This window comes from Anaerolineales bacterium (genome assembly GCA_015075625.1).
Classification (GTDB): Bacteria; Chloroflexota; Anaerolineae; order Aggregatilineales; family UBA2796; genus UBA2796.
Window position 1 is genome coordinate 1077086 of sequence record JABTTZ010000002.1, and the last position, 14922, is coordinate 1092007.

Annotated in this window: 8 protein-coding genes; 3 read left to right on the forward strand and 5 right to left on the reverse strand. The window is 55.6% G+C overall.

Translation table 11 applies throughout. The features are described from left to right. Window positions 1-53 precede the first annotated feature (53 nt). Window positions 54-1121 carry an alpha/beta hydrolase gene (locus HS103_13210; GenBank protein MBE7513760.1) on the forward strand — a complete coding sequence of 356 codons (1068 nt, stop codon included), beginning with the start codon at window positions 54-56 and terminating at the stop codon, window positions 1119-1121. A 99-nt stretch (window positions 1122-1220) separates the two neighbouring features. Beyond that, the gene (locus tag HS103_13215; GenBank protein MBE7513761.1) at window positions 1221-2441 is read left to right on the forward strand and encodes a radical SAM protein; all 1221 of its coding nucleotides are present in this window, start codon (window positions 1221-1223) and stop codon (window positions 2439-2441) included. Between the two features lie 11 nt (window positions 2442-2452). On the opposite strand, the gene HS103_13220 is transcribed toward HS103_13215, so the two are convergent. From HS103_13220 to HS103_13235, 4 genes are all read right to left on the reverse strand, one after another. After that, on the reverse strand, window positions 2453-5050 hold the full coding sequence (locus HS103_13220; protein MBE7513762.1) for a hypothetical protein: 2598 nt from the start codon (window positions 5048-5050) through the stop codon (window positions 2453-2455). Window positions 5051-5486: 436 nt separating this feature from the next. Beyond that, on the reverse strand, window positions 5487-9941 hold the full coding sequence (locus HS103_13225; protein MBE7513763.1) for a DUF87 domain-containing protein: 4455 nt from the start codon (window positions 9939-9941) through the stop codon (window positions 5487-5489). A gap of 334 nt (window positions 9942-10275) precedes the next feature. Then, window positions 10276-11061 carry a hypothetical protein gene (locus HS103_13230; protein MBE7513764.1) on the reverse strand — a complete coding sequence of 262 codons (786 nt, stop codon included), beginning with the start codon at window positions 11059-11061 and terminating at the stop codon, window positions 10276-10278. Between the two features lie 73 nt (window positions 11062-11134). Next, window positions 11135-12379, reverse strand: coding sequence for a WXG100 family type VII secretion target (locus tag HS103_13235; protein MBE7513765.1), 1245 nt, complete (start codon window positions 12377-12379; stop codon window positions 11135-11137). Between the two features lie 435 nt (window positions 12380-12814). Here HS103_13235 and HS103_13240 point away from each other — a divergent pair, with 435 nt between their 5' ends. After that, entirely contained in the window at window positions 12815-13237 is a 423-nt protein-coding gene (locus HS103_13240) for a BON domain-containing protein (GenBank protein MBE7513766.1), read from the forward strand. Window positions 13238-13598: 361 nt separating this feature from the next. Here HS103_13240 and HS103_13245 read toward each other — a convergent pair whose 3' ends face one another. Continuing rightward, window positions 13599-14810 (reverse strand): hypothetical protein, encoded by a 1212-nt coding sequence (locus HS103_13245; GenBank protein ID MBE7513767.1) that lies wholly within the window; start codon window positions 14808-14810, stop codon window positions 13599-13601. Window positions 14811-14922 lie beyond the last annotated feature (112 nt).

The following is a 14922-nucleotide window of genomic DNA, read 5'->3' on the forward strand; positions in this document are numbered from 1 at the left end:
CACAAGATCGTGGTTGGAGACCAACCGCACCCCTTAAGAAAAGGATATTCTCTATGCCTATTCCTACGATCTCTGGCATCACTGCCCAAACAATCACAACGGCACGGCTGACGACTCGCGTCCTTTTTAGCGCTGCAGAAGGCGGGACTCCCGTTCTCTTTGTTCATGGCAATGCTTCCTCGGCAACCTTTTGGGAAGAAGTGATGGTTGCACTCCCCGCTGGTTTTCGCGGGATCGCCCCTGATTTGCGCGGGTATGGCGACGCCGAACGGACGAAGAAAGTCAATGCGACGCGAGGCATGGGCGATTTCAGCGATGATCTCGTCGTCCTCTTGGATCATTTGAACGTCTCGGCGGTGCATGTTGTTGGTCATTCGATGGGTGGCTCAGTCATTTGGCGGCTGATGATGGACGCCCCCGCCCGCCTGCTGAGCGTCACCCTCGCCTGCCCCGGCTCGCCTTATGGCTTTGGGGGTACCAAAGGGCTGGATGGGACACCCTGTCAGCCGGACTTTGCCGGATCGGGTGGGGGGATTGTGAATCCCGTCTTTGCCCAACGAATGGCGGCGGGGGATCGCGGCGTAGAAAATCCCCAAACCGCCCCGCGCATCGTCATGAACACGTTTTACTTCAAACCCCCCTTCGCCTCCCCGCGTGAGGAAGATTTGCTCTCCTCGATGCTGGCTGAACATGTTGGCGAACAGGAATACCCAGGGGACAGCATTCCCTCGCCAAACTATCCCTTCGCTGCGCCCGGTGTGTGGGGTCCCGCCAATGCGCTTTCTCCTAAATACACAGGGGATGTGAGCCGCTTATTCAACATCACCCCGAAACCGCCTGTCCTGTGGGTGCGCGGGAGCGATGATCAGATCGTCTCTGATAACTCCCTGTTTGATATGGGGACGCTTGGCATGTTGGGGGCAATTCCCAATTATCCAGGCACAGAGGTCTACCCCCCACAGCCGATGGTCAGCCAAACCCGCACCGTGCTAGAAAAGTACGCCGTCGCTGGCGGACGTTACAAAGAGGCAGTCCTTGCTGAGACAGGGCATACCCCCTATTTGGAAAAACCTGCTGAATTCAACGCCCTCTTTCACGCCCACCTAAAGGGCGGGGCATAACTCCCCCACACCTCCGGCGGCAAGTTCATTGCCGCCGGAGGTGAACGCGCCCCTCTTAGAACATTTGACTTACGTACTTGTGTTCTGTATAATTGGATCATGTTGATCCAAAGTGCCGCTGATCCCCTCACAAAAATCACCCAAATGGGCGATGTCACCCTCTATGAACCCGCTGGTGACCAACCAAGCACAGAGGGGGTAAAAGCTGCCCCCAACAAGCAAGCCGCGTGGACGCCAGCGCCTCTTGGCAAAAGCAGCTCTGACGCCCCATTTCAAGCGCGGAGTTTGGCGGACTGCATCTCGAACGTCAGCACGCCAAGCGGGGCAAAGCCCATGCTCAAGACGATGCTGACGACGGCGTGTGAGCGAAACTGCTATTACTGCCCCTTCCGTGCCGGACGCAGCCGCACCACGCGAGTGACGATCTCCCCTGACGAACTCGCCGCAGCGTTTGATACCCTGCAACGGGCAAAACAGGTTGATGGACTGTTCCTCTCCTCAGGGATTATCAAAGGAAGCGTCACCACCCAAGACAAGCTGATCGACGCGGCAACCATTCTCCGCAAACGCTATGGCTATCGGGGCTATATCCACTTGAAGATCATGCCCGGTGCGGAATACGATCAGATTCATCAGGCAATGCAGTTGGCAGATCGCATTTCGGTGAACCTTGAAGCGCCGACGGATGCTCGTCTGAGCGCCCTCGCTCCCAAGAAGGAATTTCACCGTGAACTGCTCCAAATGCTGCTGTGGGCAGAAGACATTCGACGCAAGCATCCTGGGCAGCGCCTTGCCCGCTCGGTGACGCAATTCGTCGTTGGGGCAGTGGGGGATACCGATCTCGAACTCTTGGGCTTAAGCGATCATCTCTACGCGCAGGCAAGCCTTACCCGCGTCTATTACTCAGCGTTTAGCCCGGTGGGGCAAACCCCGCTAGAAACCACCGCCCCCACCGATCCCCTCCGCACACACCGCCTCTACCAGGCGAGTTTCCTGCTGCGCGATTACGGCTGGAACGTGGAGGAACTTCCTTTTCAGGGGGATGGGAACATGCGCTTGGAGGTTGATCCGAAACGGGCGTGGGCAGAGGAACACCTTCCCCATGCCCCCGTTGAGATTATGACCGCAGATCGGGCGGCACTCTTACGTGTGCCGGGGATTGGGGTGAGCGGCGCAGAGGCAATTCTTACAGCACGAGAAAAGGGCGCGATCCGTGATCTGAGCGCCCTTCGGAAGTTAGGTATTCGCGCTCCTGAACAAGCCGCCCCCTTCATCCTTCTTGGTGGGCGGCGGGTGGAGACACAAGGGCGGTTGTTTTAGCCACGTTACTCCTAATTGCCCGCTGTTTTCAACAACACCCCCAGTGCATCGGCGCTGTAGACAGCGACCCGCCCACTGGCACACACGGGTGGTAGGGAGGCAAATTTCGCCAGTCCCTCTGCCGTGAATTCTCGCTGCTCCGTCGGACCCACATAAATGTAAGTGATTCCATAGCGTTTCACAATATCCATCGCCGTTTTTACATCGGGTGTATTGTAGAGCGTGGCAACTGCCGTGTAGCGATCCTCAATTTGTGGAACGCCATTAGCATCTGTATAGGTTAGCGTGTTTGCGGCGGCGAAGGTTGATCCCCGCCATTGGTTTTCGTGGTTATCCCACCCTAGCAAGGTTGGAATTCCGGTGAGTGCCGCCACCCGCCCATACTCTTTGTTATATGCCAAGCCGCGCTTCGTTGCCTCTGCCACCACATCTTTGGGAGAAGTTGCCGCCTGCGCAAGGCATTGGATCACCGCGTAATCGTCGGGCGTCGAGGCAAGGGACGGCGCCCCGTCAAGGGTCATCGTCGTCACATAGCCGCCTAAATGCCCACCTTCCTTCAGGGCGCGGGTCTGAATGGCAAAGTAGGGGTAAAGCGCTCCGGTGACGATCACAAATGTCAAAAGTCCCGCAAAACCTACGCGGACGATTCGCCCTCCCACATGGGGTTCGCTGATCACTGACCAACAAATATACGCGGCAGCCACGCTCCACACGAGCCATGCCTGATAGTAAAACTTAAACAACATGTTGATGCGCGTTCCAAAGCCATCTTTTAAGTAGATGAATTCTGGGATGAGCGTCAATGCCGCGCCAACGCCGATCAAAAACAAGGCAACGCCCGTCGCTGGACTGTAAGTGATGATCCGCCGTGCCTGAGGATGCTCGCGGGGGAACAAGCGCCCCACTACCGCAACCAAAATCGTCCCAATGATCAAGAAGGTGGGCAGTCCTTGCAGGCGGCGGCTGGCGACATCGGACAATGCCTGACCAATCCCGCCGGATTGATCAACGATGCGGAAAACCCATGTCCGAATGTCATCGTTTAGATAGGCGACGACACCAAGCAGTACCGCCACTACAGCCATGCCCATGATCCCTGTAAACGCTGTTTGGATGGCGAACCGTTCATTGAAGGATCGCCGCACCCGCCCAATCTCGACAAGCAAATAGACCGGGAGCAAAAGGAGGAACGGCGCAAACATCATGATGTACTGCTGCACACGAGTCGTCCAGATCACGTTGGGAAAAAAGCCCCCCGCCTGTGAACGGAAGAACAGGAAGAAGGGCGCATAAAACACCCCCGTCAGCAGGAACAGCCTGACCCCAAACCAACCAATCCCTAGTAGATCATCCCCGCTTAGTTTTCCCGTCCCCGACCAAATCAGCCGACGGAGCGCCTCCACCCCAATGAATACGACGAGAAAAACGGCATCCCATGAGTTGAGGAACACCATCCCCCCCACAAAGATTGTGTAAAGGGCGATCTCCCATCCCTTTGGACGCCGCTTGAGCATGACGAGATTCAGCGCCAGCGCGATCACCAGCATGACAAACGGCATAGAAAGGACGTGCGGATGCAAATCGGAAAGGATGAAACTGAACTGTGGAAACTCGGTGATAATCTCGTTTCCTGTCCCGTCAAGATTGCGGTCATAGACGACGCGGGAATAAGCCCACCACCAATAAGAGCACCACTGATCAACGTCTGTTGTTCCGGTGGCGGGGCAGCGCTCTGTGTTTGGGCGGTGAAGAATGTCCATAAATTGGAGGTTGTCGTTGCCCACAATGCCAAACTGCAAGGGGATTTCGATCATCGTCATCCCAAAGTTACCCATCATCGCCGTGAAAAAGATAGCGAGGACTCCCGCCGCAAGCGCATTACGCTTGTGCGGGCGGGCAGGCGGTGGATCATCTGCCTCGATAGGCTCAGGGTCGCCGCGCCGCAGCATGACCAAATCGTAGACCACGCCGAACGCGCCAAGACTAACCAGCGCAAAAATGAGGCAAACAGCAAGGTTGAAGGCGATTCCGCTCCCTATGCCGCTCAGGTTTGCCAGCGTTCCCATCAGGATATAGCCAAAGTGGTAGTAGCTGATCGCGTAGCCAGACATCCAAGGGTCGGGCGGGGGAAAGGCATCGGCGCGGCGGACGGCGTTCAAAAATGCCATTTCCATCGGCTTTTCTGTCCCCGTCAGGTCAGGATTTAGCGCCCGCACCACCGCCCAGAGGAAGAATAACCCGAAAAAGAGCGCTTCGGTGGTCAGGACAAGGCTGAGGTTTTTCCGCAGCCATGCGCCAAGTGGTTCACCATCCTCTGCATCGCGGCGGGGGCGGAGCGTGGCATAGGCATAGAGCGCCGCGCTGAAAACACCCACCCACACAAGGGCAACCGCCCCCCCTGTGTTTTTCAGCACACCGAGGACGCCGCCGATCCAATAGAAAAAGCCGATCAGCAGCAGACCGGCAGTGCGGGCAAGGGCGTAGCCGCGACTAGGGAGCGCCCCAAACCAACGAAACAGAAAGGGAAACACGGCGACACCCGCCAGCGTGACAAGCAGCCACCAACTGAGTATCGCGCTGAATTCACGCGAAAGCCATTCAAAGAACATCGTTTAGCCTTTTATGACGGTTTATGACCTTATCAGGGCATTTTCTGCCCGTTTTTAGGTTTAGGGTTGATTGCAAATTGATTACGAAGGGTGTGATCCTACCCTAACTTACGGCGCATGGCGATCCGCTATGACTAAGTACAACGGCAAAAGAATTGACGAAAGAATAAAGTGATATCGATGAGAACCTATCATAGTGGATTGCTCGAAGCAACCGCCCAAAGGGAATTAGAAGGATTTTACCAGCAAACGGGGGATGCCAATGCGCCGTGTAGTCACCCACAAAACGATGGTCACAGGGAAAGGGGGTGGAGAGAGTCCCCGTCTCTGTTTACGGGGTGGCTGCTTTCAGCCCGCTGCTTTCGCGGCGGGCGCTCACCAACGGCGATGGGCGCAAGGCATTGCGCCCCTACGGGAATTACCTTGCCAACAGAGCCTAATCATTTACCAACTTATCGAACAAGCCCTTTGATTTCCCCTCCTCCGTAGACACTTTGGCGAAGCGCTGTTGAATTTCCTGCGTCACAATGAACGCATCTCGCCCATAGCGTTGGCGGCTATATTCGCGGATTTTCGCCGCTAACTCTGGGTTGGGGGCGCGGCTGTCGGGCAATGTCCGCACGGGGAAGGGCGGCGTAGCGTTTCCTTCGATCAGCATCTTCGCCAGCATGTGAAAATTTGGCAGGTTCACAAGGTCTTCCAACTCTGCCGGATACATCTCCGGGGCGAGGAACGCCCCATCTTTGATGCCCACCTGAAAGACGAAGAAATTTCCCACATTGCCAAAGACTGCCTCGCGGATTTCATTCATCAATTGGCTGATGAACTGGTTCGCCACCGTCAGCGACACCTTGAACTTGCGTGCTTCGGAAAGCATCTCGCTGAAGGCAGGTGTGACAAAACTTTGGAATTCATCTACGTAGAGGTAAAACGGACGGCGCACGCTCATATCTTGGCGGGCGCGGGTGAGCGCGGCTACCAGCAAGCGCGGCACGAGCAGAAGCCCTAAAAATTGGCTGCTTTGGTAGCCCATTCGCCCCTTAGAAAGGTCAACGAGAAGGATTTTTCCCTCGTCCATAATCTGCCGAAAGTTAAGCGTGTTTTGGCTTTGCCCAATGATGTTACGCATCATTTTGTCGTCCACAAAGCGCCCAAACTTACTCGTCAGCCAGTCAATGACCTCGCCCTTCGCACTGCCCCATCCAAAACGATCCAATTCCTTGCCGATGTTGTTCCAGTAATTGAGAACAACCGGATCCGTCACGTTCTTGATCGTGTGTTCGCGGAAGTCTTTATCAGACAAAAACCGCACAACGTCGATCAGTGTCGTCCCCGGCACGGCTTCCAGCAGCGCCAACATCGCATTACGGATGATGTTCTCAAAGCGCGGTCCAACAATACCCTGATCATGCGGGTCAAACATGCGCCGCATCAAGCCAAGAAAGTCGGCAATGACCATGTTCCCCTCAAACATATCCTCCACATCAAGGATGTTCAGGGCAACGGGGCGTTCGGTGTCCGCCGGATCAAAAATCATCACGTCGTGAAGGCGGTGCGCCGGGATACGTTCCAAAATGAGGCGGATCAAATCGCCGTGAGGGTCAATCACGCCGACACCACGCCCTGCTTCAATATCTTGCAGTGCCATATTGAGCAGCAGCGTAGATTTTCCCGATCCGGTGCGCCCCACAACGTAAGCGTGCCGTGTCCGATCCTGCTCTGTTAGGCGGACAGTCATAGGACGTCCACCTTCCGTTGCCAAGCTCTCACCAATCACAACCCCTTCACGGGGGAGCAAATCTGGCGGATGCACCGTGCGAATCTTCAACACGGGCATCCCGGGCAGCCCGCCGGCGCCGGGGTGAGGAAGGCGTGATGCGGTGAGCGTCTCATCGGGGGTGAACAACCCCCGCCAGCGTTCCAAGCCGCCCGGCGCTGCGCTGTAGACCCACTGTTCTGCTTCAATCGTGCCAAGGTTGCGGCGCACGGCGTCAAGATTGCCCTCATGGAGTGCGGGCGTAATCTCATAGCGGGCAAAGCCAAACAACCCCATGCTGACGATGTTCGGAAGGGCAGCATCCAGCGCCCCCTGTGAGGCGAGTTGAAGTTGGACAACAAAGGCAATCGCCTGCGTCCGGTCTAAAAAGAAGGGATAAAACTGGCGGATGAGACCAGCGCGAAAATCAGGTGTGTTCTCTTTTGCCTCAGCGCCTGTTTCGATCACATCGGGGAGGGTTTCCAGGGCGGGTGTTCCCTGTGTGCGTATTGTCTGGGTGATGATCTCGCGTTCCCACTGGAACACCTCGGTGGGCTTGATGTGAATGTTCAGCAGCGTTGGCTCCGGCTGTTCACTTAAGGCATAAAGCATCCGTGTGAGGGGGTCATCATGGCTGTTTAGGGGATAAACAAGGTAAAGCTCGTCATCCGCCTTGTTTCCCCGTATGGTGATTTCTTTGCGGGTGATCTCCGCCGCACTTTCAATGGGAAAGGGCTGCCGAAGGTAGGCGAGTTCCGCCGCCCCATAGACCGGCTCATAGGTATAGGCTAAGCCTTGCAAGGGAAGGATCGGCTTGATCACTGTCCAAAGCGTTTGGGCAGTGTGGAGCGCCGTCTTTTCATTGGGGGCATCCACACGACAGAGCAGAGCAATCGTCAGCCGCCCCCCACCGCCAATGTAGCGCCAGGCCAAATCAAGTTCAACGCCCGCGCCGGCGCCGCCGTTGAAGACGCTCACCGCTGTCAAAAGCTCAGCACAGCGATCCCGAATAGGCAAGATGGTACGCGCTGCCCGCACATTGACGATTTTCACCGCAAAGTACGCTGCATAGCCGGTGGCTGCCTTGCGCCGCAGTGTGTCGGGAGAAACCCGCGTCGCAAACGGCTCAAGGTGAATATAAGGGGCTTCCTGAAGGCGGTTGACAATCGCAACGCGCAGGGCATGAATAGCCGCCACATCGACCCCTGCCGCTGCCTCCGGCACAGTGGCAAGGCGTTCGCGGGCGTCTTGCACCTTTCCAGTGGCAAGGTCTATCTCTGCCAACGCCATGCTTGCTGCTCCTCCCCACAGCGGATCGGCAAGGATGCTCCCCAAGATGCGTCGCCCGTCGGCAAGGCGATTCGTTCCGGCGTACACCCGCCCGATGATCAACCGCCCTTGCACATGGTCAGGGGCAAGTTCAAGGGCGCGTCTGGCAAGGGTTTCCGCCTCCATCGTGTTGTGCTGATCGAGCGCCTGACTCGCCGTTGTGATCAAGCTATCAATGTAGGCAGCACGCCGCGTCGCATAGGCGGCACGCCATCCTCGCCCATCAGGGATCGCCGCCGCGTAAGCATCTGCCACCAGCCAACGCTCCGCTGCGGCAAGGGCATCAATCAGTGGGCGAGTTAGTTTTCCAGGAAATTTTTTCAGGGTTTGGGGCGTAATCTTCCCCATCAGGTGAGCAATACCCTCTATCTTCATGCCGCTGTGAAATTGGGCAATGACCAGCCACGCAAAATCGTGTTCTTCGGCAAGAGGCTGCGTCGTTAAACGGTAAAACCCCTCACTGGCGGCGTGCCACGCTTTTGCCTCGGCGTGGGCAAGTGCGGTAGCACGCTGTGCCTCAACCTCGCTGCGCGATGCCTCTTGTTCTAGCCTTTCCACAACAGGCACGATCCGCGGGCTAACCTCCTCAGGCAATTTAGGATCGTTTAAAAGGGCGCTGAGCGTTGTTTGTGCCTCAGCCACCTTTCCCTGCGCTTGGTAGGTGCGGTACAGCCCCGTCAACGCTTGATGCTGAAGGTCTTTCGTCCCAAAGGTGAGTCGGGCAAGGGGGTGGGGATCGCCAGCCTTGTCAGCTTTTTCACCTTCTTGTTTTATTGCCGCTGCCAGCAGTGTTGCCTTTTGGTGAAGGGCAATCATCTCTTGAAGGTGTTTCGTGTTTGACGCTTTGGCTGTATAAGGGTAGGCTTTCGTATATTTTTTTTCTGCCGCAGCGTAGTTCCCCAAGCCAAACAACGCATCCCCCCAGACAAGCAAACCTTCTGGCCGCGGCGCAAGGGCATAGAGCGCTTCGGCAATGTTGGCAGCCTCCGCTGCCTTTCCCGCTTGGATCAGGGTGTCAATCTGGAAAAGGGTGTCCTTGCTATAGGTGTGCCATGCCTTAGGGAGCAGACGCTTCAAGTTCTCCTCTACATCCAACCCACAGGCGGCGGCTTCTTGATAGGCTTCATAAGCCCGTCGAATCCACTCTTCCTTTGCCTCACAGAGCAATCCCATCAAACGAAACAAAAAGGCACGGTAGGGATCGCCTGAGGGCAAGAGTGCTAAGACCTGTTCTGAATTATGGAGAAGGTCTGCCACCTCCGTTCGGGTCTCAAAATTGCGTTTGCGGTTCTTGTTCTTGCTGTTAATTTGATGAATATCCAGCGTCCGCCGCAAGGTAGCGAATTTTCCGGCAAGCTCCTTCGCCCGCTGCGCAAGCAAGAATAACTGCCCCTCGAAAATAACGCGAAGGTAAGCCACCTCTGGGAAATGATCGGCAAGCTGAAGTGTGCTGTCTATCGTGTTGATTGTTTCCGCGCTCATCTCGACATTCTCTGTCTCAATCTGCAAAGACAGCTTGTCCACATGATGGCGAATCATCTTGGCAAAGGGGGCGAGGATAGCCTCTTGTCCATAAAGTGCGGGGTGATGTTCCTTCAGCCACTGCAACGTTTCGTGCAGCGCATTGACATCAAAAATACCCTTTTGAATCAGCGCCACAAGGACATCTAGCCGCAAACGGTAGACCTCAACAGTTTGCGCGGTTTGGAGAATTTCTCTCAGTAGATCAAGGGCGATTTCCGGCTGCCCTTTGTCAAGGGCGGCATGGACATTATCGAGGCGAACCGTGAGAAGTTCCGATGACATTCCGTTTTCCGCTCCAGGTAGGGTTTCAAAGGATGAGGCAGGATTGTTTGATTAGTATACGCGAATGTTCCGACATAACAAATGGGCGTCAGGGCATGGGGAGTCCCACCTAAATTCTGAGAGTGTGTAGAGGAACTGGCGTTTTCAACGACCACAGCGATGGAACGGAAGGCGCAACGACACGCACGATAAGCGACCTGCTACATAGCTCAAGAAGGCTGAACCATGCTTGGGCGGCGGCAAAAGTGGTCAGCCTTATTTCTGGCAAGAAGGCTGATTGTAGCGCAATCAACGAGGATGCTGAAATAGCGGGAGTTGGTTCGCCGCCGGCTCTTTAACTTGCCATTCCTAAAATTGCCCCTACGGCGGCTGAGCCATCGATGCTGCCGATAGCAAGCGGGGCATTTCCCTGCATATAGACCACGCCGCGCTCACTAACGAGCAATTCCACGGCGTTCAGCCGTTTCGGTTCGGGTGTTACCCCATCAAAGACGGCACAGGCGATGTAGGCGCGGGGACGGGCAAGCGCCCCTGTAAAGGTATTGGCAATGGGTATTTCCCAACCCGCCGCTGTCAGCGCCTCAAGCGCCTCTTGCCCCCCTTTGCGGAGGGCTGTCCGCACATTTTCTACTTCCTCTCCATCAATGTTTTGTTCGGGGATGGGGAGCGCCTCTGAGGGAGGAATCTTCAGCCGTTCCCCTAAAAGGGCGGCAATTTCATTGCGATCTGTGCTGCCATAAAAACTATTCGTGAAAGGGAGCGGTTGTTCCATGAGAACATACAATTTTTCAGCGACGAAAATGTGATAGACACTGGTTTCTGGCGGCGCAATACGCCCAATGCGAATTACGCGGTGGGCATTGCCACAGGCACTCAACATCCCCGCCACTATCGGGTCAATCTCAATCGTTTCCCCTTTTGCCACCGCAATCCGCCGAATTTGGAGGGATTGCATCGCGTTCAAAAGCGCCCCCGCTTGTGTTTCGTTGGCGGGTTGGGCAAAGGTCAACATCGTGCCTACGCTTGGTAAGGGCGGCAAATTGAGCAGCCGTAAAAGCCAGACGACCTCCGCACGGGTAAGGTCAAGCTGGACAAGGTTCTCATTTAAACTCGTAAGCATTGCTTCGTCATCCTTGTATTAGAGCAGTGCATCGGGATGGCTATGGCTATAACAATATGTCTATGGTCGATGGTTATTTCCAGGTCAAAAGGTCTTTGACCCCTGATCCGATGAAATCGAACCCATCCCCTATTGCCGCCATCCCATCGTAGGCATACCCTGTTACCAAGCCGTTGTACTGCCAATCAAGCGCAGAGCGCATCGACTCTACTTGTGTCGCTCGCTCACTAGGAGAATACCCTTTTCCGGCAAGTTCAGCATCATAGGCGGCTAAATCACGGGCAATTTGATAATCGATCAGTTCACGGGGGGAGCTCAAGACGCCCCCAATAAATTTGCCAGCCGTTTCCCCTAGTTGTCCCACTGAGTTTGAAACTTGCTTGGCATTGTCAAGGTGATCGGCGGGTGTGTTGAAGGGGTTGAACCCGCCAAAGGCAAATTTTCCCAAATCCCATGCTGTCCCTGCTGTATCGCGCACGACGTTTTTGACATCCATCTTGCCCACGTTTTCAGCGTTTGCTTTGGCTTGGGCGCTAAACGCCTCACGCAGTGCCGGATTAATCGCCGTATTGCCGCTGATCGTAGCCGTGTCGGAGATAATGACAGCCTTCCCCGTTACTTGCAGCAGATCGTTCACAATGAGGACGCCGCGCCCAACCGGTGTGCTGAACAAGAGCGACTCAATACCAAATTTTGTCCCCGCAACACCAGCCGCATCGACCACCCCACGCCCCGCGTTCATCTGCTCCCAGGCATCCATGAAGATTCCAAACCCGCTGGCAAACTTCCCAAATTTGCCCGTCTCCATGCCCAGCGCCTCGCCAAGCGAATTCATGAGGGAAATGACATCCGAGCCATATTTTGTTTTGTCAAACCCTGTGGGGAGAACACCATCCACCGGGCTCCCCGTATTCGTGCCAAGAGCAGCTGCCTCTTTGGTGAGGTTGTTAATGAGATCGCTGATCCCACCACCCATGACCCCCGCTTGCAACTGGCTGAACAAACCCGCACCCACCGCTGCCCCGCCAAAGAGCGCCGCCGCTTCCGCTTCCGCCTCGCCCAATAGTTTGGCAATCTTCTCCGTCATCTGTGCGGCATGATTCAAACTCTCGATGAGGGTTTTCAGCGCTGGAAAGAGGCGATCTGCCATCTCGCGCTGGTAGGCATCTGCCCCACTGCCCACCCAACCACCCGCGGCAAAGGTATCGGTCACGTGGCGAAGGGTATTCAGCAAGCCATTCGTCTTTTCGGCGTGACGGGCAAACATCTGCCTGATGGAGGAAAGGGAATCATAATCGGCTTGGATGCGGTTTGCCATAGACCGTTCCTTAACATAGCGGGCAAATGGGTCTGGTTCTTTTTAGGACTTACGCAGTTGAACCTGTTTACCCCGTATTCATCGAAAGGGGTAAATTGAGGAGGAAGCCCGCTCAAAACCTCTTTTCCCCCTTCTCCCTAGGGGAGAAGGGGGTAGGGGGATGAGGGCAAGTGCGTAACTCTTATCTTTTAATAATAGGGTTTTTCGGCTGTGCTGCAATCCTAAAGTGCGTTTTGGGGAGGGAAATGGAACAATCTTGTGATCATCCTTACATCTTTTTTGTAGCCTTATAACATTTACCACAGCACCTCGTTCGTCAAACCTACTGAAACCAACCACATTCTTAACGACATCGGATTATAATGGAAGCGATTCGGAAAAGTCCGATGATATAGACTGTTAGTTTTTCAACCAGCTTTGAAAGGGCATTTTCGTATGGAGCCGACAACAGATCGCCCGGATGTGGATATTGAGGAAGATATCAAACAAATCATCAATACCTTCACCCCACTTAAAACCTCAAAACCTTATTTTACCCTTCAGGTCTCCAATGGCGTTGTCACAGTGCAAGGGAATGTTCGCAACCCCCAAGCGCGGCGTGTTCTGCTGGACAATGCGCCACGCATTACGGGCGTGCAAAAGGTAGATGCCAGCGCCTTTTTTGATGATGAACAGGTGCGCTATGATGTGGGTGGCGTGCTGCCGCCGGGTGTTCATGCCAGCGTCCTTTTCGGAGCGGTGGCGCTCACCGGAAAACTGCCCGAACATGCCACCGCCGAGGCGATTATCACCCTTGTTTCGCAGGTGGCTGGTGTGCGCCGCGTCGGGGTTGATTTTGGCGAGGCAAAAACGGGTTAAAGTTTGCTCAAATGTAAGCGAGTAGTGTTAACGCTTACCCAGATTGTTTTCTCAAGAAGATGTGTGTGGGCAACCTGATAAGGTCGCCCCAGAGAAAGGCTCACACTGTCATTCGTAGACGTTAGGCAGCCGCCCTCATCCCCCGGCGAGGCGCCTTCGGCGCAGACCTGCTCTCCCAGTGGGAGAAGGGGGAATCCATTTTTTGAGGGGGCTTCCCCCTCAAACGTCCCCTTTCGATGAATACAGGGGAAACACGTTCAACGGCGTAAGTTCTCATGACAAGCCATTCCAAACCCCCTCCCCGTAAATGAAAAGGGGGCAAGGGATAGGGGTTTTTGAAATATGTTCTAGATTACTGGGCTTATCCCGCTGAGGCACAGCCTAGCGTTGCCACTAACGCCCCTTTTGCTACTGCCTGCCGCGACCCCGCCGCTGCCAATGGCGCAGCAAACAAGGTCGCCTCGTTGCCGCCGCTGCCCGTCGCCGGATCAATCGCCTTTGTCGCATCAAAGAACAATGTATCGCCACAGACGCGCAAGCCGCCGATCACTTCAGCGGGATCTGCCGTCATCGCCGTGAGGACGTTCACCTGCCCCGTCGCCACATCCACGGTGAACAAGGTCGGGGTGACGATGTAATAGCTGTTTTGATACCCGCCGCCGGTGAAAATGATCTGCGTCCCATCCGATGTCCACGACATTGATTCCAACGCCTGACCAACCCCCGCTTGGGCAATCACACGCAGTTCCCCCGTAGCGAGGGTTAGCACCGCTAGGGTGTTCAAGGTGAAGCCCGGACCAAGCGGTTGGTATTGCGCTGGTGGGTTTGCCGGATCGCCATAGAGAAAGGCGATCTGTGATCCATCGGGGGAAAGGGCAAGGCTGGCGTTTACGCCCGCAGGGAACAACCGTGCTGCCGGGGGCATCGTCTGCTGCCCCAGTCCGATCTGGTCAGCCTGCGCCTCAAAACGATAGACACCGCCGAAATTACCATCGGTGTAAGGGACAAATGCTGTCAGCAGCACCGCGCCATTGGCATAGTCAAGAGCGCTTCCTACCTGCCCCCCGCCAACAGGTGAGGAGTCATCGAAAAGGGCGTTGAATTGGGTGGCTTTGCCGCTCTCAAATTCAACAATGCCCACCGCCCACGCCCGCCGCTCTAAGTTGGTGATCGTATAGAAAAGGTACTTGGAATCACGGCTGATTCCGGCGTCAAGGAGGTTGAACCCCGTTTCGATAGGGAGGGCAATCGGTGTCCCATTTAGGGCGGAAAACTCCAAGACTTCCGTTTGGCGCGTAGCGTCATAGCCAGCGTTCACCCGCCAACGTAAATCGGGCGAGATAATGACGCGCACGGTGGGGTTTTCCACAAGCACCCCCGCCTCTGTTCCCTCTGGGGTATAAAGGCGAATACTGCTGTTGCCATCCGCCGTAAAAATCTGGGCGATCACATTGGGGCGTCCCCCCTCTTGTGCGCTGGCGGGCAGCGCGGCGGCGCTGAACACAAAAAGGGCGATCAAAACACGCAGCACCTGTTGGCGGGTGAGCGCAGCGATCAACGGTAAGGGTCTCACTATCGTTGCCTCCATAGAAAGAGTGGCTTCTTCTGTGGGGAGACATTGTAGCGCGTTCCCGCACACCCCGCTGAGATCGGCTAAGCTAGGCTTGACCTCAATGCTGTGCCTC

What these genes read in the sequence shown, in the direction of transcription:
- HS103_13210 (MBE7513760.1), top strand. Translation starts at nt 54, where the DNA reads ATGCCTATTCCTACGATCTCTGGCATCACTGCCCAAACAATCACAACG.
- HS103_13215 (MBE7513761.1), top strand. Translation starts at nt 1,221, where the DNA reads ATGTTGATCCAAAGTGCCGCTGATCCCCTCACAAAAATCACCCAAATG.
- HS103_13220 (MBE7513762.1), bottom strand. Translation starts at nt 5,050, where the DNA reads ATGTTCTTTGAATGGCTTTCGCGTGAATTCAGCGCGATACTCAGTTGG.
- HS103_13225 (MBE7513763.1), bottom strand. Translation starts at nt 9,941, where the DNA reads ATGTCATCGGAACTTCTCACGGTTCGCCTCGATAATGTCCATGCCGCC.
- HS103_13230 (MBE7513764.1), bottom strand. Translation starts at nt 11,061, where the DNA reads ATGCTTACGAGTTTAAATGAGAACCTTGTCCAGCTTGACCTTACCCGT.
- HS103_13235 (MBE7513765.1), bottom strand. Translation starts at nt 12,379, where the DNA reads ATGGCAAACCGCATCCAAGCCGATTATGATTCCCTTTCCTCCATCAGG.
- HS103_13240 (MBE7513766.1), top strand. Translation starts at nt 12,815, where the DNA reads ATGGAGCCGACAACAGATCGCCCGGATGTGGATATTGAGGAAGATATC.